Genomic DNA, 23,808 nt, shown 5'->3' with positions numbered 1-23,808 from the left:
CGGTATCCGAAGAAAGAATCGAGGGGTACCCGCCCGAATAATGTGGCAGGATGCGGCGAGCCGGGTCCGTCAGGCTTCCAGCCGATATCCCATCCCACGTACGGTGGTTATACAGTCCGCGCCGATCTTGCGGCGTAGATATCCGACGTAGACGTCCACGACGTTACTGCCCGGGTCGTAGTCGTAACCCCAGACCGCGGAGAGCAGCTGTTCGCGGGCCAGTACCTGGCCGGGGTGGCGCAGGAACATCTCCGCGAGCACGAACTCCCGGGCCGTCAGGTCGACCGTCCGGCCGCCCACCTGGGCCCGGCGGGTACGCAGGTCGAGGCTGACCCCCCGGACCCGCAGGACGGTCGCCTCGGGCGCCCGGTCCGGCCGCAGCCGCAGCCGGATGCGCGCCAGCAGCTCCTCGAACCGGAACGGCTTGGACATGTAGTCGTCGGCACCGCCCTCGAGGGCGGCCACGGTGTCACGCACGCCGTCGCGCGCCGTCAGGACCACCACCGGCACGTCCACCCCGGCTCCGCGCAGCCGCCGCAGGACGGAGAAGCCGTCCATGTCGGGCAGGCCGAGATCGAGCACGACCAGGTCGGCCTCGCCCCGCAGCGCGACCTCGAGCGCGGACGCGCCGTCACCGACACAGACCGGCAGGAACCCGTTCGCGCGCAGGCCCTTCTCGATGAAGGAGGCGATCCGGTACTCGTCCTCGGCGATCAGCACCCGGTTGGCCATCTCAGTCCCGCCCCCCGGCCACAGCCCCGGCCCGGCCCGCGCCGCCTTGGCCGGCACCTGCCCGTCCCGCGCCGCTTTGGTCAGCCCGTCCCGCGCCACTCTGGCCGGCACCTGCCCGCGCCGTACCGGCCGGGCCACGGCGGGGCACCGTCAGCTCGAAGGTCGCTCCCTCGCCGGGCCCGCCGAGGACCTGGACGTCCCCGCCGTGCGCCACCGCGATCGCCCGCACGATCGCCAGGCCGAGCCCGGCGCCCTCGGACGTCCCGCGGCCCGGCCGGCCACGGGCGAACCGCTCGAAGATCCGGTCCCGGTCCTCGGGGGCGACCCCTGGACCCGAGTCGGCCACCCAGAAGCAGACCACGCCGGCACGCGGCCGGCAGCCGAGGCGCACCTCGTCACCCTCGCCCGTGTGCTGCACGGCGTTCTGCGCCAGTTGGACAAGCGCCTGCGTGATCCGGTGGCGGTCCATCACGGCCGTGCCCGAGCCGGCTTCCGCCAGCCGCCACCGCCGCGGCGCCAGCGCGCCGACCCTCGACAGCAGATCGTCGGTGAACGCGACAAGGTCGACATCCTCGACCCGCAGGAAGTCGGGCTGCCGGGCCTTCGCCAGGGTCAGCAGGTCGTCGACCATCCGGCTCATCCGGTCCAGCTCGTCGGTGACCAGGGCCACGGTCTCGATGCGCTCCGCCGGATCGTCGGAGAGCAGCTCCAGGTGCCCGCTGATGATCGTGATGGGGGTGCGAAGCTCATGGCCGGCATCATCGACGAACGCGCGCTGGGTCGCGAAGGCGTCCTCCAGGCGGTCGAGCATGCTGTTGAAGGTGCGCGCCAGTTCGGCGATCTCGTCCCGGCCCGCCACGGGGATGCGCCGGGAGAAGTCCGTGTCGCTGATGGCCTGGGCGGTGCGCCGCAGCTCCCGCACCGGCGCGAGCACCCGGCCGGCCACCAGCCACCCGCCGGCACCGGCCAGAGCCAGGGCCGCGAACCCGGCGATCGCCAGCACCCGGACCACCTCCTGTACCTCGGCCCGCTCGCGGTCCACGAAGACGGCAGCGGCGAACACGCCCCGCTCCGGGGCCCCCGCCACCTGGACCGGGACGGTGGCGAACCGCACCTCACCCGCCGGCGTCGTGATCGTCCCGTACCGCGGCTGCGGGCCCGCGACGAAGGCCGCGACCACCCGCGGGTCGTTGTCCAGCCGATAGACAGGCTCCTCGGCGCTGCGCCGGAACGGCCGGCCGTCGACGAGCGCGAGCATGGTCTCGTTGGACCCCGGGATGGTGCGCTCCAGGTGCGCCTCGAGCAGCTCGCGCACGTCGGAGAAGGGCCGGGACGTCCGCGGGTCGACGCTGGCGGTCGCGAGGCGGCGCAGCTCGGCGACCTGGCGGGCCAGGCCCCGGTCGACCCGCTCGTCCGCCCTGGCGAGGAGTACCTCGCGCGAGACCAGCACCGACCCGGCGAGCGCGACCGCCACCAGCAGCACCTGCCAGCCGAGGATGTGCAGGCGTGCGGAGGTCGCGACATGGCGCACGACGCGGCGCGTCCGGGACAGCCTCACGACCTACCAGCCTGGTCGACGGATCCCCCGGCACGCATGTGCGCTGGATGAGAATCTCCTCATCTCGACGGCGACGGCGTGGCCGGGGCGGACGGCGCCGGCCACGCCGTCGCCGGTACCGACGAGACCTCGGTGGTCACCGGCTCGCGCCCTGGGGCCGGCTCCGGCTCCGCGGCCTGCGCGGGGTCCGCGCTCGGTACGTCCGCCGGCAGCGGGCGGTACGTCACCGCGGGGACCCCGGTGGGGTCGGCGAACCCCTCCGCCCCGGGTCTGAGCCGGCCGGCCTCGACCATGGCCGCGAGCCGGCGCCGGGCAGCCAGGTCGCTCTCGACACGCGGCGCGGGCTCGGTGGGAACGGGCATCGCGGACGGCGGGCTGGGCGATGCCGAGACGCCCGCCGGCAGGAGGATCGGTCCGCCGAGGTCGGGTGGCGGCGGGAGGCTTCCGCCGGTCACGGCGACCCCGAACCCGGGCGCGGCGATCGCGGCCGCGACGACAACCGCCAGCACGACACCGGGGACGGCGACGAGCAGCCGGCGGACGACGTCCGCGGAGGTGACACGGGCGGGGGTGATCCGCCGGTGCCGCCGGTCCCGCCGGATGGGCCTCACGGTGACTAAGGCTAACGGGGGTCTCCGGCTCCCGGCGCGGGCCGGGCTCCACGGCCGATGAGAAGGGTCTCACCCGCGTCTCACCGCGAGCCCACGATCGGCGACGAGTGTCGCTTGCGCGCCGCGGGCTCGCCGCGGCGCGCAGGCACCGAAGCGAGGTCACAACTCCATGGGTCACATCGCTCACGATCACGCGGCGCGGGGACGCCAGGCCGCCACCCGCCCGGCCGCCACCCGCCGCACCGCGGCGCCCGGGTCCAGGCTGCTGGGCGCGGTCGGGCTGGCCGCCGCGCTCGCCGGCGCCGGCGCCACCGGCACAGCGTCCGCGGCCAGCACCCCGGCCGTGCCGACACCGGCACAGTCCACGCCGTCCGCGGCACCCGCGCCGTCCGAGACACCCGCGCCGTCCGAGACACCCGCGCCGTCCGACGCACCCGCGCCGGTCCCCGCTGTCCCGGGCGACCCGACGGCGCCGTCCGCCGTGCCCGATCCCACGCGGCCGGGTGCCTCCTCGGTGCAGGGGGCGCCCGTCCCCGACTGCGAGCACCTGCCGGCGACGGTGACCCGCGAGGAGCTGATCGAGCTGCGCCGGCGCTGTGACGCCGCGGCGGCCCGGGACGGCGACTCCGCCCTTCCCGCCGGCGGGATCGACACGGGGGCCGGCGGGACCGCGCGCACGGCCGCCGCGCTCGGCACCGGCGGGGCGGGCCAGGCCACCGCGGCCCGGGACGAGAGTGGGCAGGGGCCCGGGCTCGCGCTCGCCGCGGGCGGCACCGGCATCGGGGCACTGGCCGGTCTCGGCGTGCTGACCGGCCTCGGCGCGCGGCGGCGCCGGGCGCGGGCCGAGATCTGACCAGGGCCCGGTCCGGAGACGGATACCGGATCGAGACCCGGGGCGGGACCGGGCCGTTCGGGCGGCGGGGGCGGCGGGGGCGACGCGCGTTGCTGCCGGCCGCGGCCCTCGTGCTGCTGTTCCCCTGGTCGGTGTCCTGCGGGCCACGACCGGACCGGCCTGCCTCGACGCCGGCGACCCCGCCCGCGGCCGCCGACCGGTCGACGCCGCCAGCGGTGACGTCATCCACCGTGGGCACGGGCACCGGAGCCGGCACGGGCACCACGGCCGGCACGGGCGCGGGTTCGACCCAGGTCGCCGACCCGGTACGGGTCCGGATCCCGGCCATTGCCGTCTCGGCGCCCGTCGTGCCGTTGTCCCTCGACGGTGGCGGGCGGCTGCAGGCACCAGACGGGTTCAGCGAGACCGGGTGGAACGCCGCCGGTCCCGAACCGGGTGAGACGGGCACCGCGGTGATTGCCGGCCACGTGGACTCGAGGACGGGCCCGGCGGTCTTCTTCCGCCTGCGGGACCTCGCCCCCGGGGACCGGGTGGAGGTCGAGCGAGCGGACGGGTCGTCCGTGGTCTTCGTGGTACGCAGGCTGGCCCGCCTCCCGAAGGACGCAGTGCCCGCCGACGTCTACGGCTCCACGGGGGCGCCCGCGCTGCGGCTCATCACCTGCGGAGGTGTCTTCGACCAGGCCCGTTCCAGCTACCGGGACAACGTCGTGGTGTTCGCCGACCTGGCCTGACCAGCGGCCGGGCGGGAGTCGGGCGGCCCGCTGCCGACCGCTCCCACCCGGCCCCGGGAGCGCAAGCTCACACCCCTGCGGGGGAGAAATCGGCGCGGGCCACTCCCCAGGACCCCCCACCTCATGCTTTACTAAAATTTAGTTGTAACAACCAATCAACAGGCGAACCAGTGACCAGGGGAGCAGGCCACGTCGACCTCGATGACGCCGCCCCCCGGCTTGCCGCCGGGCGGCCAACCGCACGCCGTGACCCGCGCACCGGGATCGGACCATGACTCAGCCGAGGAGCGGCGCCAGCGCCGGGCCAGCCCGGCAGGCCTGACCCACCGCGAGACCATGCGGGCCCTCTCCGGCCTGCTGCTGGCCCTGTTCGTATCGATGATCTCCTCCACCATCGTGACGAACGCGCTGCCCAGGATCATCTCCGACCTGCACGGCAGCTCAACCAGCTACACCTGGATGATCACGGCGACGCTGCTGGCGATGACCGCCACCACGCCGATCTGGGGCAAGCTGGCGGATCTGTTCAACCGTAAGGTGCTGGTCCAGACGGCCCTCGGGATCTTCGTGGGCGGATCCCTCCTGGCCGGGCTGTCGACGTCCACGAGCATGCTCATCGCGTTCCGCGTGGTGCAGGGCGTCGGCGTCGGCGGGCTGTCGGCGCTGGTCCAGATCGCGATAGCCGCGATGATCGCGCCGCGTGAACGCGGGCGCTACAACGGCTACCTGGGCGCGACCTTCGCCGTGTCGACCGTCAGCGGCCCGCTCATCGGCGGCGTGATCGTCGACATCCCAGGCCTGGGCTGGCGCGGCTGCTTCTACCTGAGCCTGCCGATCGCCATCGTCGCGTTCGTCATTCTCCAGCGGACGCTGCGGCTGCCCACCGTGCGCCGCGAGATCTCCATCGACTACGCGGGCGCGACCCTGATCGCCGCCGGCGTGAGCGCCCTGCTGATCTGGACGTCGCTGGCGGGGTCGAGCTTCCCGTGGGCGTCCGCGCAGACAGCACTGCTGCTCGGCGGGGGGCTGACGCTGCTCGCCGTGGCCGTCTGGGTCGAGACGCGCGCCACCGAGCCGATCGTCCCGCTGCGGCTGTTCCGTAACCGGACGATCGTGCTGGCCGTGGCCGCGAGCGCCTGCCTCGGCACCGTCATGTACAGCGCGAATCTGTTGTTCAGCCAGTACTTCCAGCTCGGCCGTGGGGAGAGCCCGGTGCTGTCGGGGCTGCTCACGGTGCCGATGGTGGGCGGACTGGCCGTCTCGTCGCTGGTGGTGGGAGGTGCCATCAGCCGCACCGGCTACTGGAAGCGCTACCTGATCGCCGGCACGATCCTGATCGGGACGGGCCTCGTCCTGCTGAGCACAATCAGTGAGCACACGAACCTCGTCGCGGTGTCGGTGTTCGCGAGCCTGGTGGGAGCCGGACTGGGCATGACCCAGCAGAACCTGGTGCTCGCCGCGCAGAACTCCGCCGACGCCGCCGATCTCGGGGTGACCAGCTCCACAGTGGCGTTCTTCCGCAGCGTCGGCGGGACGAGCGGCGTCGCGGCACTCGGCGCGCTACTCGCCCATCGCGTCAGCGTGTCGTCCGTCTCCGGACTGCGCTCGCACGGCCTGCCGGCCGACACTCTTGGGGACGGCCGCTCCGTGCCCGATCCCACAGCGCTGCCCGGCCCGGTCGCCGACGTCGTGCACCACGCGTACGGGCTCGGAGTGTCCGACGTGTTCCTCGCCAGCGCGCCACTCGCGCTGCTCGCGCTGGTAGCGGTGCTGTTCGTGCCGGCCACACGGCTGCGTTCCAGCGCGGGGGTTGCGGGCGGCGAGCGTGTAACGCCCGAGCGCGCCCACCCCGGAGGGGCCGTGACGGACCTCGACGAGGATGTGGAACGGACCGCGTGGCGGGCAGCCGCCGGTGTCTCGGCCGAACCTGCACCATAATCAAGGGGTGACACGCAGCCGTCGGCCCGAACAGACGGCCGATACCCGACAGGCACTGCTGGCCGCGGCAAGGCGCCGGTTCGCCGAACAGGGCTATGCCGCGACCGGCACCGAAGAGATCGTCGCGGACGCGCGGGTCACCCGGGGAGCTCTTTACCATCACTTCCGCGACAAGGCTGACCTGTTCCGCACGGTCATGGAGCAGGTCGCGATGGAGGTCGCGGAGCAGCTGGTCGCGGGTGAGCTGGCCCGCGGCGCGGAGCTGCCCAGCGACGCCTGGACGCAGCTGCGCACGGGCTTCCAGTCGCTGCTGGACATCTCCACCACCGACAGCGACTTCCAGCGCATCGTGCTCATCGACGGCCCGGCTGTCCTCGGCAACGACGCCTGGGACCAGCTCGTCGAGCAGCACGGCTACCGCCTGCTCTCGGAATGGCTCGAGCGGGCGGTGGCCGAGGGCCGCATCGACCCGTTGCCGGTGGCACCGCTGACCAGGCTCGTCGCGGCGCTGCTGTCCGAGGCGAGCCTGTACACCGCGCGGGCGGCGGATCCCGACCGGGCCCGCACCGATGTCGGGATCGTGCTCGACCGTCTCCTGCGCGGCCTGGGCCGGCGCGGCGGCGACCTGGCCGACCAGCCCGCTGTCAGCGCCGGCGCTCCTCCCGCGTCCGACTGACCGACCGACTGACCGACCGACCGACGGCGACAGCACGACGGACCGCCGAGATCCGGCGGCCGCTACGAAGACACCCGGCCGCCTACCGCTGTCCCGCGGGCACGTCCCGCGGGACAGCACGACGGCCCCGCGGGACAGCACCGCAGTTCGGCATCGGGTGCGGTAGGTATCGGGTGCGGTTGGCCTCGGGTACGGAGAACGACAAACGCCGCCCCGACCCGTTTCCGGGTCGGGGCGGCGTTGTCGTCAACGCGCCGATCTGGGTGTCAGGCACCCATCCGCGCGGCCCGGATGGACTCCTTGAGCGAGCCCATCGTCGCCAGCACGGCGGACGTCTCGTAGCCGCAGTGCGCCATGCAGTTGGCGCAACGCGGGTCCTTGCCGCGACCGTAGGCGTCCCAGTCCGTCGTCTCGACGAGCTCCTTGTAGGACGTCACGTACCCGTCCGACATCAGGTAGCAGGGCTTCTGCCAGCCGAACAGCGAGTAGCTCGGAATCCCCCACGCGGTGCAGGAGAGCTCCTTCTTGCCCTCGAGGAAGTCCAGGAAGACCGGCGAGTGGTTGAGGCGCCACTTCTTGCGCCGACCGTCGCCGAACACCTTCGAGAACATCTGCCGGGTCTCCTCGACCGCGAGGAAGTGCTCCTGGTCAGGAGCCTTCTCGTAGGCGTAGCCCGGCGAGAGCTGGATCTGGTCGACCTTGAGGTCGTCGTTCAGGAAGTTGATGATGTCGATGACATCCTGCGGGCTGTCGTTGTTGAAGAAGGTCGAGTTGCTGCCGACCTGGAAGCCCGCGGCCTTGGCCGCCTTGAAGGCCTCGATGCACTCGTCGAACGTGCCAGGCTTCTCGACGATCGCGTCGTGACGCTCCTTCAGCCCGTCGATGTGCAGCACGAAGGTGAAGTACGGCGACGGAGTGAAGTTCTTCAGCTTCTTACGGAGCAGCAGCCCGTTGGTGCAGAGGATGACGAACTTCTTGCGCTTCACGAGGGCGTTGACGATCTCATGCATCTGAGGGTGCATCAACGGCTCGCCGCCCGCGATCGCGACGACGGGCGCGCCACACTCCTCGACTGCGGCGAGCGCGTCCTCGACGCTCATCCGCTGCTTGAGGACGGATGCGGGGTGCTGGATCTTGCCACAACCCGTGCAGGACAGGTTGCAGGCGAACAGTGGTTCGAGCTCCAGAACGAGCGGAAAGTGCTTCCGGCGGAGCAGCTTCTGCTTCGCCAGATACGTTCCAACGCGGAGTGAGTACCGCCAGGCGACAGCCACGGCTCACGCCCCCCTTTCGTCGGCCGCTCAGAGGCGACCCGAGGTCTTGGGAAGACCATACAGTGTGTACGTACAGGCTGCATGTGGATCAGCGAATGAGTTCTGGCACACACCACGGGCAAACAGGGGGCAGTCCCGGCGAGTGTGTCCTCGAGAAGTCCGGCAGCCGACATGGCGAACACCGGCCATAGACCGGGGATCTCGAACGCGCTACTGGCGGTAACCATGACCAGGGCATTTACCGGGCTCTGGTCACCCTGCGCGAATTGACTCCGGCACCCGGTCCGCTAATCCCGGAGGAGGCGGCGGGCCGTTCCCGGTGGGTCGCCGGATGAGTGGCTTCCGGCGCCGGCGGTCCACTCTCCGGGCTGACATTCACGCGACACGTACGCGGCCGAGCACATACCCGAACGGGCCGTCCGCCCCGTGGCGGTGTCAGGAATTGACCGCACGGCGCGCCCGATGTCAGGAACAGGCCGACACCGCCGACGGCCCGGGTTCGGATGAACCCGGGTCGTCGGCGCTGGAACTGACGCGTGCCTGCCTGACCGCGCGTCATCTCCGTTCGGAGAGCGGTCGACGGACCTCCTTCGGCAGGTGGAAGGAGATCGACTCCGAGCCCACGGAACGGACCGACACCGACGCCGACCCCAGCCCCGACAGTGCCGCCGTCAGCTCCTCGACGAGCAGCGGCGGCGCGGAGGCCCCGGCGGAGATGCCGACGGTCCGCACCCCCTTGAGCCAGTCGAGCTGGACGTCCTCGACGCTCTCGACGAGGTGCGCGGCGACGCCGTCCCGCTCGCTGACCTCGACCAGCCGGCGCGAGTTCGAGCTGTTCTCCGACCCGACGACCAGGACGAGCTCCGCCTCGGCGGCCACCCGGCGAACCGCGTTCTGCCGGTTGGACGTCGCGTAGCAGATGTCGGCCGAGCCGGGGCCGACGACGGCCGGGAAGCGGTCGCGCAGCGCGTCGACGACCTCCTCGGCCTCGTCCACGGCGAGCGTGGTCTGCATGAGGTAGGTGACCCGCTCCGGGTCGGCGACCTCGAGGTCCTCGACCGCGGCGGCGGACTCGACCAGTTGGATCCGCCCCGGTGCCTCGCCGAGCGTCCCGTCCACCTCCTCGTGGCCGGAGTGCCCGATGAGCAGGACGGTGTCGCCGCGCGCGGTGAACCGCCGCGCCTCGGCATGCACCTTCTCCACCAGCGGGCAGGTGGCGTCGATGACCGCCAGGTCGCGCTCGCCCGCCTCGTCCCAGATCGCGGGGGCGACCCCGTGCGCGGAGAAGACCACGGTCGCGCCGGGCGGGACCTCGTCCAACTCCTCGACGAAGACCGCGCCGCGGCTGGCCAGGTCGGCCACGACGTGGGTGTTGTGCACGATCTGCTTGCGGACGTAGACCGGTGCGCCGTGGATCTCCAGCGCCCGTTCGACCACCTCGATGGCGCGCTCGACCCCGGCGCAGAAGGCGCGCGGCTCGGCGAGGAGCAGCCGACGGCTGCTGACCGCCTCCACCCACGCGCGGATCGCCGGGCCGAGCTGGTTGATCGTGCGCAGCCCGGCCACCCCGCGCCGGACCAGGTCAATCCGGCCCAGCGGCTGGTCGGGGGTGTCCACGATCACCCGGATCACCGCGAACGGGCGGGTGCCAGCACCGGGGGCGAGGGCGGCGGACTCCATGTCCACGGCGATGGCACCGGTCGCGGCCAGCTCGGCGCGGGCCGATCCGACCGCCACCTGGGCTACCGACACGACCGGTCCGACGTGCACCCGGAGGCCGGCACGGCGCAGTTCACCGGCCAGCAGCGGGGCGGTCGGGCAGGTCCCCGTCACCGTGCCGTCGGCGAGGCGCACCTCGCTCGCGACGACCACGTCGCCGGGCTTCGTCTCGACGGTGAGCCCACCGGCGAGACCGACGACGGCCACCGCGTCCGGCCGGGCATCGCGGACCACGCGGTTCGCGCGGTGCGCCTTGTCCGGGCCCATCCCGGTCCGCACGATCACGGTGCCGGGCGGCAGGTCGGCCCGGCCGATCGCGAATCCCTCGAGACGCAGCGGGGCGGCGACGACGAGACGCGGGGTGCGGGGCGCCGGCTGGACCGGCGACCCCTTCGCGCTCACCGTGCGTACCCGGGCCGCGGCCACGGCCCCGTTCGGGGCCGGGCTCACCGCCGCAGGCACCGCCCGGGTCACCAACGGGCTCGCGGCCGAAGCCGCCCCCCGCCGCGACCCGACCGACGGCAGCGCCGAACCGGCCCGCGACGGCCCGCCGGCCGGCGGCACCGCGCCGGCCTGCTCGGGGATGGCCGCCCTCGGCACCGCGGCCGCGGGCACCGCGGCACCCGCGGGCACCACCGGTGCCGCCGGTACCACAGGCACGACCGGCGACGCGGGCGCGACGGGCGACGCGGGCGCGACGGGCCGCACGGCGGCCGGGCCGAAGCCCGGCGATCCGAGGCTCGGCGCCGTGGCGTCGCGCGGGGTAACGGTGGGCGAACCGCCGTGGTCGGCGTCGCCCCCGTTGTCTGCTGCCGGGATGCTCATGACGTCGACCTGCCGGTGAGGGTCACGTACCGACCGAGTGCCGTCACGGGAAAGACCAGCCGGTACAGGTGATAGTTGATGGAGAAGTCCCAGGGGAAGCCCGTGCCGGTGAACTGCGGCTCGTCCCAGGTGCCGTCGGGGCGCTGGGTGTCGCAGAGCCAGCGCACGCCGCGTTCGACCGCCTCCCACTCGGCGGTCCCGGACGCCGGTTCGGCGGCCAGCAGCGCCAGCAGCGCCCAGGCGGTCTGCGAGGCCGTCGGCTCGCCGCGCCCGATCCACTCGTCGTCGCGGTAGGAGCGCAGGTCCTCGCCCCAGCCGCCCTCCGGCGTCTGGTGCTCGACGAGCCAGTGCATCGAGGAGACGATCGCCGGGTGCTCCGCGCTGACACCCGCGGAGATCAGCGCGGGCACGACCGCGCCGGTGCCGTAGACGTGGTTCACGCCCCAGCGGCCGAACCACGACCCGCCGGCCTCCTGGTTGTCCAGCAGCCAGCGGACCCCGCGCTGGGTGATCGGGTGGTCGGAGCGACCCAGCAGGGCGAGCATCTCGACCATGTGCGCGGTGACGTCCGCCGACGGTGGGTCGACCACCTCACCGAAGTCGCAGAACGGGATCTTCGTGACCAGGGTGCGCACGTTGTCGGCGTCGAACGCCGCCCAGGCACCGTTCGACGAGCGCATGCCCACCGACCAGTCGACGCCCCGCTCCGCGGCGGCGCGCAGCCGGGCGGCGAGCTCCGGGTCCGCGGCCGAGCCGGGGCCGGAGCCGTCGGAGTGGTCCACCGGGCCGTGACCGTCGCCGAGCAGGCGGCGGATGGCGATGACCACCTCGGCGGTGTCGTCGACGTCCGGGTAGAAGTCGTTGTCGAACTCGAACGCCCAGCCGCCCGGCGCGAGGGTGGGACGGCGCACCGCCCAGTCACCGGCGACGCGCACCTCCTCGTCGGCGAGCCAGCGACCGGCCCGGACCATAGCCGGGTGGTCACCGCCCAGACCGGCGTCCGCGAGCGCGACGACGGCCAGCGCCGTGTCCCAGACCGGCGACTGGCACGCCTCGATACGGCGCACCGTGCCCTCCGGTGTCTCCTCACGGATCGTGAACCGGTCGAGGGCGCGGAACGCCATCGAGATCACCGGGTGGTTCAGGGGGTAGCCCATGAGGTGCAGGGCCATGATCGAGTAGACCATCGGCGGCTGGATGCCACCCCAGCAGCCGTCCGCCTCCTGGCGGGCGATCACCCATTCGGCGGCGCGGCGCAGCGCGAGCCGGCGCAGCGGCTGGAAGGGCCGCTTCTCGTAGCGGTGCAGCACGGAGTCGAGCCGCTCGAACGCACCGGCCCAGCTCCGCAGCGGCGCCCTGGCCGCCTTGGGCGCCGGGACTCGCAGCTCGTCCAGGGTGAACCCGAACGAACGCACCGGCCGCAGCGAACCGACGATCGTCAGCGCCACCACGGTCTGGCGAGCCCAGCAGGCGAAGTCGTAGATGTTCAGCGGGAACCACGGCGGAAGGAAGGTCATCTCCGCCGGCAGCACCGGGACGTCGTCCCAGGACCACTCGCCGAACAGCGCCAGCCAGATCCGGGTGAACACCCGGGACGCGGCGATGCCGCCCGCGGAGCGCACCCACTCGGCGGCGGAGCGCATGTGCGGGGCGTCCGGGTCGTCCCCGGCGAGCCGCAGCGCGACGTAGGCCTCGATGGTGGTCGAAAGGTCGGACGGGCCGCCGTAGAAGGTGGCCCAGCCGCCGTCGGAGAGCTGTTGGGAACGGATCCAGCGTCCGGTCTCAGTGGCCGTCGACGGGGTCAGGATGCCGAGGAACTGCCGAAGCATGAGGTCCTCGGCGTCCATGGTGACGTTGGTCTCCAGCTCGCCCTTCCACCAGCCCTCCTCAGCCTGCAGGGAGAGCAGATGGTCGCGGCCACGGCGCATCGCGCCCACCACCGGGTCGACCGGCGTGCCGGTCGACCCCGTGCCGGTCGACACCGAGTCGATCGACAGCGAGTCGGTTCGCACTGCGCCGGCGGTCTCGAAGGACCCGGCGTCCACCGACGGCCGTGCCACCGACGGGTTCGGGATCTTCGGGCTCTGCGCCGCGGCCGTCGGGGCAGCCGAGGACTGGTCCGAGGTCAGGCTCATCGACGACTCCCCTCGTCGTATATGTACTGGTCGTGCGGATGACCGCCGGGCGACCGGCGGGCGGGTACTGCCACCTCGCTCCCCCTCAGCGATCTCGTTCGGTCACGAACCGCGCCATCGCCAGCAGCTCCGCCTCGGCCGACGCCGGGATCGAGATCGAACGCAGCGCGTTCTCACACGCCTTGAGCTGGCGGTCCGCCTCGGCCGTGGTCCAGTCGCGGCCACCGGCCCGCTCGACCAGGGCCGCGATGCGGTGCAGGTCGTCCTCGGAGGCCTCACCCTCCTCGGTGAGGAAGGCCCGCAGCTCGTCGGCGTCGTCTCCGCCCGCCTCGAGCGCGACGACCACCGGCACCGACTTCTTCCGCGAGCGCAGGTCGTTGAGCACCGGCTTGCCGGTCACCGCCGGGTCGCCCCAGATGCCGAGCAGGTCGTCGATGAGCTGGAAGGCGGTGCCCAGCCGCGAGCCGTACTCGGCGAGGCCGTCGACCACCTCGTCGGGCGCGCCGGCGAGGACCGCGCCGAGGGAGGCCGAGCAGGCCAGCAGGGCACCGGTCTTGCCGTCCTCCATGTGCAGCGTCTCGGCCACCGAGACGTCCGAGCGGCTCTCGAAGAGGAGGTCCTCGGCCTGCCCGCGGACCAGGTCCTGGACGCCGGCGCCGAGGATCACCGCGGCGCGGCGGCCGGGCTCTCCCTCGACCTCGAGCAGGACCTGGGTGGCGAGGCCGAGCAGCGCGTCGCCGGCGAGGATGGCTCCGTCGGCGCCGAAGACCGTCCAGGCGGTGGCCCGGTGGCGGCGCTCGCGGTCGCCGTCCATCAGGTCGTCGTGCAGCAGCGAGAAGTCGTGCACCAGCTCGACCGCGACCGCGGCCGGCAGGCCGACCTCGGCCGGGGCGCCGGCCGCCTCGGCGGAGAGCAGGGCGAGCGCGGGCCGGACGAGCTTGCCGCCGTTGCCGGGCACCGGCTCACCGGCCGCGTCCACCCAGCCGCGGTGGTAGGCGACGACGTGGCGCAGCCGGGGGTGGAGCCGGTCCACCGTGGCGCGCAGCGCGGGCACCGCCAGGGCGCGCCCGCGCTCGATCGCTTCCGGAACCGTTGTGGTCATACCGGGAATCCCCCCGTGGACTTAGACGTCTCTGTCTGGGCCGTCGCTGTGTGTGGCGTCGCTGTGTGTGGCGCCGCCGGTTCAGCCGCTGTCGCCGCGGCGCTGACCGTCCGCACGTCCACGGTGCCTGCCTCCGTCGCGACGGCGGAGGCCGGGGTGAGACCTTCGATGTCCCCAGAACGGGTCGGTGCCTCGCCGCGCGACTCGCCGCGTTGCCCGGGCGGACCGTGACCGACCACAGACAGTGCGCTTCCAGCTACCCCCATGCCTGCGAGCGTCTCACGGGCCGCAGCGATCCCGCTACGCACAGCGCCTTCCATGGTCGCCGGCCACCCGGTGTCCGTCCACGTGCCGGCCAGCGCGAACCCGGGCAGGCTGGTCGCCTGACCCGGGCGCAACCCGAGCGAACCGGGCGCCTGCCGGAAGGTCGCGGTGCGCTCCCTGGTCACGAACACCTCGAGCAGCTCGGCGGCCCGGGCGGCCGGGAACAACCGACGCATCTCCTCGACGAACAGCTTTCGCAGGTCGTTCGCGGGCTGGTCGACCCATTCCTCCGCCGCCGACTGCGACAGCGCAAGGTACTGCGCCCCGGGCGGGCCCACCTCGGCCAGGCCGGAGGAGACCGTCCGGTCGAAGATCCACTGGATGGACGAGCCGACGACCGCGAGCATCGGACCGTCGAGCACCGGCCGATCGAAGATCATGTGCACGTTGATGATGGGCGAGACGCCGAGCTCGCGCAGCTTCGCCGGGTCGACGCCGGAGCCCTCGGGCAGCAGGCCGGCGGCGGCCGGCGGCGGAACCGCCAGCACCACCCCGTCCGCGACCAGGACCTCGCCGCCGTCCAGAGTGACCTCCCAGCCGGCTGCCGACCGGGTGATGGCCCGGGCCTTGGTCGCCGTGCGGACCGTGCCGCCCACCGCCTCCAGTGCCCGCACCGCCGCGTCGCCGTGCAGTTGCTGCAACGGGGCCTCGGGCCAGCCCAGGTCACCCGCATCGGCCCCGTCGAGCAGGCCGGTGCGGACCACCTTGGCGGCCAGGCCGAGTGAAGCCTCGGACGCCGGCGCGTTGAGGGTCGCGACGGTCAGCAGCTCCCAGAGGGCCTCGGTGGCCGCGGCGCTCTGGCCGTGCCGACCGAGCCAGCCGCCGAAGGAGTCGCCGTCCACCGAGGGGTCGCGCTGGTCGAGGCGGCCGATACGGAAGGCCGCCAGCGCCGCGCGGATCCGGTCGGCGGGCGGGATCGCCCGATACCCCAGCAGGGCCGGGGCGAGGTGCAGCGGAGCCGGCAACGGCACCCTGGTCCGGCGCAGCCTGGTCCGGGTCAGCGAGCCGGCGATCAGCACCTCGACGTCCAGCCGCGGCTGCAGCGTGGTGAGGTGCGTCACCCCCAGCCGGGCCAGCAGCCCGCGGTAGGCGGTGCAGCACCGCATGAACACGTGCTGACCGGTGTCGATCCACAGCGTGCCGTCCTGGAACTTGCGCTGGAACGAGGTCGTCGCCCCGCCCAGACGCGGCCGGGCCTCCAGCAGCACCGCCTCGGCGCCCTCGTCCGCCGCGACCAGCGCGGCGGCGATACCAGCGAGGCCGCCGCCGACGACGACCACCCGCCGTCCCCGCGCCGCCGCACCGGTCCCGGCCCGATCTCCCGGCCGGTGACCCGGCCGTGTGTCCCCCCCGGCGCTCATGCCGCTCTCGCCTCCGATCTGCCGGCGAGGCTGCGGGCGGCCACGACCGCCTTCTCCCAGCCCGGCAGTGACAGCCGGCGTTCCAGGACCGCGGTGGGGTCCTGCCGGATGCGCCGGTTCAGGCGCAGGTAGATCCCGGCCATGGCACCGCAGCAGGCGGCGCTGCGCCGGTCGAGCAGGCCGAGCAGCGCCAGGCCCCGTGTGTACCACTCGTCGGCGCGCGCGGCGCAGTCGCGCAGGTAGTCCACCAGTGCGTCCTCCGGCCCACCGAGGCGCCCGGCCGGGCTCACCACCAGGGTGACGCCGGCCTTCTCCAACTCCGTCGAGGGCAGGTAGATGCGGCCGTTGAGGAGATCTTCGCGGACGTCGCGCAGGATGTTGGTCTGCTGGAGCGCCACGCCGAGCGCGTCGGCGATCTCGGCCGAGCGGGCGTCGCCGGCCGACCCGTCCACGCCGAAGATGCCCAGCGAGAGCCGGCCGATGGTGCCCGCCACCAGCCGGCAGTACCCGACCATGTCGTCGAACGTCTCGTAGGGGACCCCGTGGACGTCGCTCTCGACCCCGTCGGCGAGCTCGATGAAGGCTTCCATCGGGACGGGGAAGCGGCGGGCGGTGTCCGCGAGCGCCACCATCACCGGGTCGGAGCTGTTGATGTCCAGCACGCGGACGTCGGCGCGGACCTTCTCCAGGCCGGCGAGCTTCTCCTCATCCGGCAGGTCGCCGTCGCCGATGTCGTCGAGGCGACGCGCCAGGGCGTACACCGCGGACAGCGCGCCCCGCTTCTCGGCCGGCAGCAGGCGGATGCCGTAGCTGAAGTTCCGCGCGGCCTCCCGCGTCAACGCCTCGCAGGAGGCGTAGGCCTCGGCGACGGTGGAGCTGCCCGGGACACCCGCGCTCATCTGGCACCCTCCGGGACGTCGACGTCGGATCCGGCGGGCGCCGGAGCCGGGACGGCACTCGCCACCGCGGCGCCCCCGCCGGGGGCGGTGGCGGTGGGGGGAACGGTGCCGCCGGGAACAGGGCCGCTGGAACCGGTGCCGCCAGCAGCGGCGGCACCGGGAGCGGTAGTGCTGGGAGCGGTAGTGCTTGAAGCGGTGGCGGCGGTGCCGGCGGCGCGGGCGGCCGCGGCCTGCCCGGGCACCAGCGACCGGGCCCACGCGGCCGCGGCGAAGGCCGCCATCCGGGGCTTGGGGGCCTTGGGCGCGCCGCCGAGCATGTCGTAGTCGGCGCGGCGGATCGCGTCGAGCGCGGCCCGGCCGCCCCCCACGAATCCGGCCATCGCCAGCCGCAGCCGGCCACCGACCAGGTTCACCAGCGGTGCCCCCTGGTCCAGCAAGGTCCGGGCCCGGGCCACTTCGAAGGCCATCAGGTGCCGCACCGCGGGCGAGGCGACCGGCGCGGCCAGGTCGGCCTCGGTCACCCCGAACGCGTCCAGGTCCTCCAGCGGCACGTAGATCCGGCCGGCCGCGAGGTCCTCGGCGACGTCCTGGACGTGCTCCGCGAGCTGCAGCGCGGTGCAGATGCGGTCGGACAGCGCGATCCGCGCCGGAGTCGCCAGACCGAACACCCCGAGCACCATGCGGCCGATCGGATCCGCCGAGAGGGTGCAGTACTGCACGAGGTCCTCGTAGGTGTCGTACCTGGTGACGATCTGGTCCTGCCGGTTGGCCTGCACGAGCCGCCGGAACGGCTCGGCCGGCAGGTCGCAGGCCCGCACGGTGTGCGCGAGCCGACGGTGGACGGGCAGCTTCGGCTCGCCGCCCGACCAGATCAGCTCAAGGTCGGCGGCAAGCTCGTCGAGCAGCGCCAGACGGTCGCCGGGGGCCTCGTCACCGATGTCGTCAACGAGACGTCCGAAGACGTACAGCGCGTTGAGGTGATCCCGGGTCGCGGCGGGCAGCAGCCGCGAGGCGACCGGGAAGTTCTCGGCGGGCGCGGCCAGCAACACCTGCTCGGTGGGCGTGGTGAGGTCGGTCGTGCCGGGGTGGGCAGACGGTCGCGGTGGGCCGGTTCGGGCGTCGATTGCGGTCATACGCCTCTCCTTAACGTGGCGGTCTGCGCTCCGGGTGCGCGGTGCGGTGTGCGTCGTGTGCGTCGTCCGTGCGGTGGTGGCACGTGCCGGTCATGGCGCGTGCTGCCGCCGGTACGCGCCGTGTCGCCGCCAGCCGCCTCCGGTGACCGGGCGGGCACCGGCCGGATGGGCACCGGCCGGGTTGCCGCCGCGAGGGCCGGAGAAGGCCCGGTCCCGATGGCGGAGCCCGGTCGTTGTGACGGAGTCCGGTCTCGGTAGCGTGACCGGGTCACCCGGTTCGGTGGCCCATCCCGGCTCCGCTCCGGATCCCGCCGCCGGCTCCCCGCCGCCGACGCACCCACTCGATCAGGTGACGACGCGACGAGCCACTCGACAGGCACCTCCGGGGACCTCCCAGGTTGTGTTCGACGGCGACCTGGTCAGCATGTCGGTCAGGCGGAGCGCGAACCCGAGCGGTGGTCCACCCGGGCAGAGCACGCCATGGTCAGGGGCGCGGCGGGCGGCATTCCCGGAGTCGGGTGCCCGGGGCAACGGGCACACCTCCCGGTCCGCGGACGGACCCGCCCCCGCCGCCGGTGAGACGGCGGCGACGGGCCGCGCCGCGGCTGCCGCCTCGCCGCCGATGGGGGTGCCACCGGCGGCGACTCAGTAGTCGACCTGCTCACTCACCTCCCGGGCCGGCCTCGGGCTCATCCGAAGACACCGGCCAGGCGGCGGTACAGAGAAGGAGCCGCGCCGTGCACGCGCGCGGCCGCGGACAACCACCGTGGCACCCATACTTCGGCGTCTCCCCGACCGGCGGCAGCGATCATGCGCTGCGCCACCAGACCGGCCGGGATGGGACGCGGCCACCGGCGCACATACGGTGCGCCACGCCGGTGGAAGAAGGGGGTGTCGACCACTCCCGGTAAACACAACGTCACGCTGATGCCACGTCCGGATACTTCGGAGCGAAGCGCATCAGCGAAGCCGATCATCGCCGCCTTCGTCGCCGAGTACACGACCTCACCCCGCACGCCGAGCGCACCGGCGACACTGCCGACCAGGAGGATTCGCCCCTCCCCGCGGTCGAGCATCGCCGGCAGCATCGCCCGGACCAGCATCATCGGGGCCAGGATGTTCACGGCGACGAGATCATTGATGGCGGACGGGGGCATCACGTCGAACGGCCCCGCGGCCCCCAGGCCCGCCGAGCAGATCACCAGGTCCACGTCGCCGAGCAGCTCCGCGGCGCGGGAGGCCACCGTGACCTCGGAGCCGGGACGTGCGAGGTCCACGGCGATCCGATGGCCCTGCGTAGCGGCCGCCACCTCGTCCAGGGCCGGGCCGTTCCGCCCGACCAGGAGCGATCGGCAGTTCTGGTCGGCGAGCAGGAGCGCCGCCTCCCGGCCGATGCCGGAGCTGGCTCCGGTCACCACGGCTGTCCGTGGCGGCCATCCCCCCGGCGAGGCGGATCGCGCACCGCTGGACACGACGGTCAGGCCCCCCTCGCGGGCAGCTGCGCGGGGCCGGGTGTTCACGGCCCACCACCTCGGGTCACACGGTCCCCCCCGTGGTCCCGTTCCGGCACAGGTTTCACGTCACCTACTGCTTCCGTTTATGTCGCCCTCCACCATCGGCGTTCCACGTGTGACGGGATCAGACCTGCGCTCCCGCCCACCGCCGGCTCGCTTCGAGCGGCTCCACCATTTCATCGTCCCGAGGCCGGGTCGTCCATCGTCAGATGGACGACATCGGACCTTGCTCCCTTACCACACATTCCTGAGACCAGCGGCAGACCAGATGCGGATTCACCTCACCGAAGCCACCAGTCAATTCCACCCTGGTTTTCGGCGTGGAATGACACAGCATTGACATCTACCGGACATCGAGACGTAGCTCACGCCCGCGGGAGCCACCACATCTGCCGACCATCGGCTACACCCTGCCGTCAGTCCGAACCGATCGCCACCGGATCACCGATGGCGACTCCGGCGAAGGTGTGTGCCGGTGCCTCCACTGCGTGTGTGTATGCCCCGCCCGGGTAGTAGACCGGGCAGGCCGACGGATCGTCGCCCGAACACGGCGTCATCTCCCGCACGCTGACAACCCTACCGTCTCGGACAAACATGATCGAAAGAGGCAGCAACGTCCGGAACATGTAGAAGCCGGACGTCGTCTCACCGCCAAAATCAAAGATCATGCCGTGGTCGGGCGGAAGCCAGGTTCGATACATCAGGCCACGGCGCCGCTCGTCGTCACTGTCGGCGACTTCTGCCGTGACCGTCCGGTCGCGAACCCGCACGGTGACGGTCTCGGTGACCGCCTCCGGTGCTCCCGCGCCCGCCGCGTTCCGGGCAGCCACCCCGGGGGGCTCGGGCACCGGCACGCTCCCGGCACCCGTGAGCCCGGCGCACGCCGCCACGGAGGCCGCCAGGGCGACCACCGCCAGCACACCGGCCGCCTGTCGTCCGGCCGACATCCGGCCAGCCGACGTCCCGCCGGCCGACGGCCCGTCGGGGTTGTGACGCGGGGGGACGACGTGCCCTCCGGGCGCGTCGTCCCGCCTCCCGTCACCGCGCGGGCGGGTCCACGGGCTGCTCGGATCCGAGCGCGGCAAGAGCAGCCTCCACGATCACACGCTGAAGTTCTGTCGGCAGCAGCGGCGCGAGTGGGGACAGCGCACCGACGCCGCCCGGAGCGCGGACACCCCTGTCTCGTGCACGGGTGTCAGTCGCGGTGCGCACCGAGCGGGCGTCGCCGACTGTCTGGATGCCGTCCGCCGCGGGAGTGCCCGGCTGCGATGCCGGGTCCGCCGCGCCGTCCGGAACAGCCGCGCCGCCGCATCCAGTAAAGCTGCTCAGGGCCCGGATGCCACGCGCGATCCCCACGCCGGTGGTGGTGACGCTGGTGGCACGCCCGGCACCGGCGGCCTCGGGCCCGCCCGCGGCGCCCCGGACCCGCTCGACGGCGGTGCCGAGGACACCGCTCTGGATGCACCCGAGCGCGCAGCGGGCCCGCAGCATCCGAGCCGGGGTGGGATCCGGCCCGGCGATCGCCCGGACGATCACCTCCTGCTGGGAGGTGATGTCGTCCTTTCCGATTCGCCGGTGCAGCACCGACGGATCGTTCGCGAAGGCGCAGAGCACTCCCCCGGTCTCCACCAGCAGGGCGACCATGCCCTCGAGGATCGCCCGCGGCGGCGGTGCCGGATCCTGGCGGGCGAGCTCGACCAGTTGCTCCAACCTGGAGACGAACGGGGAGATCAGCGCGTCAAGGATCGTTTCCTTGGACGAGAAGTGGTAGTAAAGCGCGGCCTTCGTCACTCCGAGTCGCTCAGAGATGTCGCGGACCGAGGTGCCCGCATACCCTCGTTCCGCGAAGAGCTCCACAGCGGCCGACAGGATCCGCGCTCGAGTGTCCACCCCCTGCGGACGCACGTGCCCAGCGACCACCAGCTCTGCACCCCCAGAGGACGAGTCAGCCGCGAATGTTACTCTGACTCCTACCTACTGAACGATCGGTAAGTTGGCGGGCGGCCAGACCCCCCGATCAGGTCCACGACGAACGCCGCCGCCGATCAGTAGGCCGAGTGGCAGACCAGCCCAGACCGGCACAACCAGCATCTCCGAGGGGAAATCGTGGCAACGCTCGCGCGCTGGTGCTTCCAGCACCGCCGGCTCGTCCTGTTCCTGTGGATCGCCGCCCTCGTGGGGCTGACGGCGCTCGGCCGGGTGACGGGCAGCGACTACAAGGACGCCTTCTCCCTGCCTGGGACCGACTCCCAGAAGGCCATCGACATCCTCGAACGCGACTTCCCGGCGCAGTCCGGCGACAGCGCGTCCATCGTGCTGCACGCCCGCACCGGTGCGCTGAGCGATCCCGCGGTCGAGCCCCGGGCGACGGAGATGTTGGCGAAGATCGCCGACCTGCCCCACGTCGCCGAGGTGGTCAGCCCGTTCACCGCCGACGGCGAGGGCCAGACCAACCCCGACGGCACCACCGCCTTCGCGACCGTCGCGCTCGACCTGCCCGGCAACGAGCTGCCCCTCGACGACATCGAGCGCCTGGTCGACACGGCCCGCTCCTATGACTCCGGCGCGCTGCAGGTCGAGCTCACCGGGCAGGTCGTCGCGATCGTCGAGCAGCCGCAGCAGAGCGCGAGCGAGCTCATCGGCGTCGTCGCCGCCGCGGTCATCCTCTTCCTCGCCTTCGGCTCCCTGCTCGCGGTGACCCTGCCCCTGATCACCGCCATCATGGCGCTCGGGGTCGGCATGGCCCTCATCGTCCAGGTCTCGCACCTGACGACCGTCGCCGAGTTCAGCACCATGCTCGCGACGCTGATCGGCCTCGGCGTCGGCATCGACTACGCGCTGTTCATCGTGAACCGCCACCGCATCGGCCTGCGCGCCGGCCGCACGCCGGAGGAGTCCGCGGTCACCGCGGTCAACACCTCCGGCCGCGCCGTGATCTTCGCCGGCATGACGGTCTGCATCGCGCTGCTGGGCCTGTTCGCACTGGGGGTGACCTTCCTCTACGGGGTCGCCCTCGCCGCGGCCCTGACCGTCGCGATGACGATGCTCGCCTCGGTCACCCTGCTGCCCGCCCTGCTCGGCTTCTACGGGTCGAAGGTGCTCAGCCGCCGGCAGCGGCGCCGGATGGCCGAGCACGGCCCCGAGCCGGAGCAGCCCTCGGGATTCTGGTGGCGGTGGGCCAAGGGTGTGGAGCGCCGCCCGGCGGTGCTCGCGGTGCTCAGCGCCGGCGTGATCGTCCTGATCGCGATCCCGTTCCTGTCGCTGCGGCTCGGCTCGTCCGACCTCGGGAACGGCGCCGACACCAAGACCAGCAAGCGCGGCTACGACCTGCTCGCCGACGGCTTCGGCCCCGGCTTCAACGGCCCGTTCATGCTGGTCACCGAAATCAACTCGCCGGCTGACCTGCAGACCATGAACCAGGCTGTCGAGGCGGCCCGCAAGGCGGAGGGTGTCGCCTCGGTGACCCCGCCGCGCCAGAGCCCGAACGGCCACGCCGCGATCGCCACGCTCTACCCGACGACGAGCCCGCAGGCGGCCGAGACCGCCACCCTGCTCGACCGGTTGCGCGACGACGTCATCCCGGCGGCCACCGGGGGCGCCGCCTCACCGGTCTACGTCGGCGGCATCACCGCGGTCTTCGAGGACTTCTCCGGAGTGCTGTCGAGCAAGCTGCCGCTGTTCATCGGGATCGTCGTGGTCCTCGCGTTCCTGCTGCTGGTCGTGGTCTTCCGCAGCCTGCTCATTCCGCTGACGGCCTCGCTGATGAACCTGCTGGCGGTGGGCGCGGCGTTCGGCGCCGTGGTGGCCGTGTTCCAGTGGGGCTGGCTGTCGGACCTGCTCGGCATCAGCCCCGGGCCGATCGAGTCGTTCCTTCCGGTCATGCTCTTCGCGATCCTGTTCGGGCTTTCCATGGACTACGAGGTGTTCCTGGTCAGCCGCATGCACGAGGAGTGGACGGTCCGGCGGGACAACCGCATCGCGGTCTCCCTGGGCCAGGCCGAGACGGGCCGCGTCATTTCCGCCGCAGGCGCAATCATGACCCTGGTGTTCGCCTCGTTCATTCTCGGCGACGACCGCGTCATCAAGCTGTTCGGCCTCGGCCTGGCGCTCGCCATCCTGCTGGACGCGTTCCTCATCCGCACGGTTCTGGTGCCGGCCCTCATGCACCTGTTCGGCCGTGCGAACTGGTGGCTGCCGAAGGGCCTCGACCGGGTCCTGCCACGGGTCTCCGTCGAGTCCGCGGAGGACATCGAGGAGATCCGCCACACGCCGCTGCCCGCGGACGCGGTCGGTGACACCGTTCCCGCGCAGCCGCACGGCCCCGCCGACGGCCGGGACGCCACCGAGCCCGAGCGCGCCCACTAGGCGGTCGAGCCGGCTCGCTGGTTCCGAGTCGGCTCGGTGGTCCTGATTCCCAGCCGGT

General features: G+C 72.8%; 19 protein-coding genes. 6 read left to right on the top strand and 13 right to left on the bottom strand.

The genetic code is table 11. The features are described 5' to 3' along the window. Positions 1-69 precede the first annotated feature (69 nt). The 3 genes from AC559T_RS12205 to AC559T_RS12195 are packed head-to-tail and all read right to left on the bottom strand — an operon-like array spanning position 70 to position 2,901. Positions 70-732 carry a response regulator transcription factor gene (locus AC559T_RS12205; protein ID WP_498868769.1) on the bottom strand — a complete coding sequence of 221 codons (663 nt, stop codon included), beginning with the start codon at positions 730-732 and terminating at the stop codon, positions 70-72. A 1-nt stretch (position 733) separates the two neighbouring features. Further along, a complete protein-coding gene (locus AC559T_RS12200; RefSeq protein ID WP_235015097.1) occupies positions 734-2,290 on the bottom strand; it encodes a sensor histidine kinase in 1,557 nt (518 codons plus the stop codon). Between the two features lie 59 nt (positions 2,291-2,349). Beyond that, positions 2,350-2,901: a hypothetical protein gene (locus AC559T_RS12195; RefSeq protein WP_498868768.1), complete on the bottom strand. Its 552-nt coding sequence runs from the start codon at positions 2,899-2,901 to the stop codon at positions 2,350-2,352. 169 nt (positions 2,902-3,070) lie between these two features. Here AC559T_RS12195 and AC559T_RS12190 point away from each other — a divergent pair, with 169 nt between their 5' ends. The 4 genes from AC559T_RS12190 (at position 3,071) to AC559T_RS12175 (ending at position 7,099) form a co-directional block, all read left to right on the top strand. Further along, complete coding sequence (locus AC559T_RS12190; RefSeq protein ID WP_498868767.1) at positions 3,071-3,754, top strand: hypothetical protein; 684 nt, start codon at positions 3,071-3,073, stop codon at positions 3,752-3,754. A 215-nt stretch (positions 3,755-3,969) separates the two neighbouring features. Further along, complete coding sequence (locus tag AC559T_RS12185) at positions 3,970-4,485, top strand: class F sortase (RefSeq protein ID WP_498868766.1); 516 nt, start codon at positions 3,970-3,972, stop codon at positions 4,483-4,485. A 246-nt stretch (positions 4,486-4,731) separates the two neighbouring features. After that, a complete protein-coding gene (locus AC559T_RS12180; RefSeq protein ID WP_498868765.1) occupies positions 4,732-6,423 on the top strand; it encodes an MFS transporter in 1,692 nt (563 codons plus the stop codon). A 7-nt stretch (positions 6,424-6,430) separates the two neighbouring features. Continuing rightward, positions 6,431-7,099 (top strand): TetR/AcrR family transcriptional regulator, encoded by a 669-nt coding sequence (locus AC559T_RS12175; RefSeq protein WP_020463162.1) that lies wholly within the window; start codon positions 6,431-6,433, stop codon positions 7,097-7,099. A 266-nt stretch (positions 7,100-7,365) separates the two neighbouring features. Here the strand turns inward: AC559T_RS12175 and hpnH are convergent, their stop codons facing one another. Together hpnH and ispH are read right to left on the bottom strand one after the other, a co-directional pair. Beyond that, a complete protein-coding gene (gene hpnH / locus AC559T_RS12170; RefSeq protein ID WP_018503788.1) occupies positions 7,366-8,373 on the bottom strand; it encodes an adenosyl-hopene transferase HpnH in 1,008 nt (335 codons plus the stop codon). Positions 8,374-8,928: 555 nt separating this feature from the next. After that, positions 8,929-10,494 (bottom strand): 4-hydroxy-3-methylbut-2-enyl diphosphate reductase, encoded by a 1,566-nt coding sequence (gene ispH, locus AC559T_RS12165; RefSeq protein WP_498868764.1) that lies wholly within the window; start codon positions 10,492-10,494, stop codon positions 8,929-8,931. On the opposite strand from ispH, the gene AC559T_RS12160 reads away from it, so the two are divergent. Continuing rightward, entirely contained in the window at positions 10,454-10,936 is a 483-nt protein-coding gene (locus tag AC559T_RS12160; RefSeq protein WP_498868763.1) for a hypothetical protein, read from the top strand. The two genes, ispH and AC559T_RS12160, sit on opposite strands and share 41 nt — an antisense overlap. Here AC559T_RS12160 and shc read toward each other — a convergent pair. The 8 genes from shc to AC559T_RS12120 form a co-directional block, all read right to left on the bottom strand. Next, positions 10,914-13,052: a squalene--hopene cyclase gene (shc, locus tag AC559T_RS12155; RefSeq protein WP_498868762.1), complete on the bottom strand. Its 2,139-nt coding sequence runs from the start codon at positions 13,050-13,052 to the stop codon at positions 10,914-10,916. The genes AC559T_RS12160 and shc overlap by 23 nt on opposite strands. A gap of 85 nt (positions 13,053-13,137) precedes the next feature. Continuing rightward, positions 13,138-14,154, bottom strand: a complete 1,017-nt coding sequence (locus tag AC559T_RS12150) for a polyprenyl synthetase family protein (protein WP_020463166.1) — start codon at positions 14,152-14,154, stop codon at positions 13,138-13,140. Then, positions 14,151-15,839, bottom strand: coding sequence for a hydroxysqualene dehydroxylase HpnE (gene hpnE, locus AC559T_RS12145; protein ID WP_498868761.1), 1,689 nt, complete (start codon positions 15,837-15,839; stop codon positions 14,151-14,153). Before hpnE ends, AC559T_RS12150 begins: the two co-directional genes overlap by 4 nt. Beyond that, positions 15,836-16,738: a presqualene diphosphate synthase HpnD gene (hpnD, locus tag AC559T_RS12140; RefSeq protein ID WP_020463168.1), complete on the bottom strand. Its 903-nt coding sequence runs from the start codon at positions 16,736-16,738 to the stop codon at positions 15,836-15,838. The genes hpnE and hpnD overlap by 4 nt, the downstream gene beginning before the upstream one ends. After that, positions 16,735-17,871 carry a squalene synthase HpnC gene (hpnC, locus tag AC559T_RS12135; RefSeq protein WP_498868760.1) on the bottom strand — a complete coding sequence of 379 codons (1,137 nt, stop codon included), beginning with the start codon at positions 17,869-17,871 and terminating at the stop codon, positions 16,735-16,737. The genes hpnD and hpnC overlap by 4 nt, the downstream gene beginning before the upstream one ends. Positions 17,872-18,560: 689 nt before the next feature. Then, positions 18,561-19,289, bottom strand: a complete 729-nt coding sequence (locus AC559T_RS12130) for an SDR family NAD(P)-dependent oxidoreductase (protein WP_083390780.1) — start codon at positions 19,287-19,289, stop codon at positions 18,561-18,563. 512 nt (positions 19,290-19,801) lie between these two features. Continuing rightward, positions 19,802-20,332: a DUF192 domain-containing protein gene (locus AC559T_RS12125; RefSeq protein ID WP_498868759.1), complete on the bottom strand. Its 531-nt coding sequence runs from the start codon at positions 20,330-20,332 to the stop codon at positions 19,802-19,804. Between the two features lie 91 nt (positions 20,333-20,423). After that, positions 20,424-21,275: a TetR/AcrR family transcriptional regulator gene (locus tag AC559T_RS12120; protein ID WP_255565781.1), complete on the bottom strand. Its 852-nt coding sequence runs from the start codon at positions 21,273-21,275 to the stop codon at positions 20,424-20,426. 216 nt (positions 21,276-21,491) lie between these two features. Here AC559T_RS12120 and AC559T_RS12115 point away from each other — a divergent pair, with 216 nt between their 5' ends. Then, positions 21,492-23,750: an MMPL family transporter gene (locus AC559T_RS12115; protein WP_498868758.1), complete on the top strand. Its 2,259-nt coding sequence runs from the start codon at positions 21,492-21,494 to the stop codon at positions 23,748-23,750. Positions 23,751-23,808 lie beyond the last annotated feature (58 nt).

Source organism: Frankia sp. Hr75.2, from assembly GCF_949319125.1.
In the GTDB taxonomy this organism is placed as follows: Bacteria; Actinomycetota; Actinomycetes; order Frankiales; family Frankiaceae; genus Parafrankia; species Parafrankia soli.
Note: the sequence above shows the minus strand (reverse complement) of the source record. Positions and strands in the feature narration are given on the sequence as shown.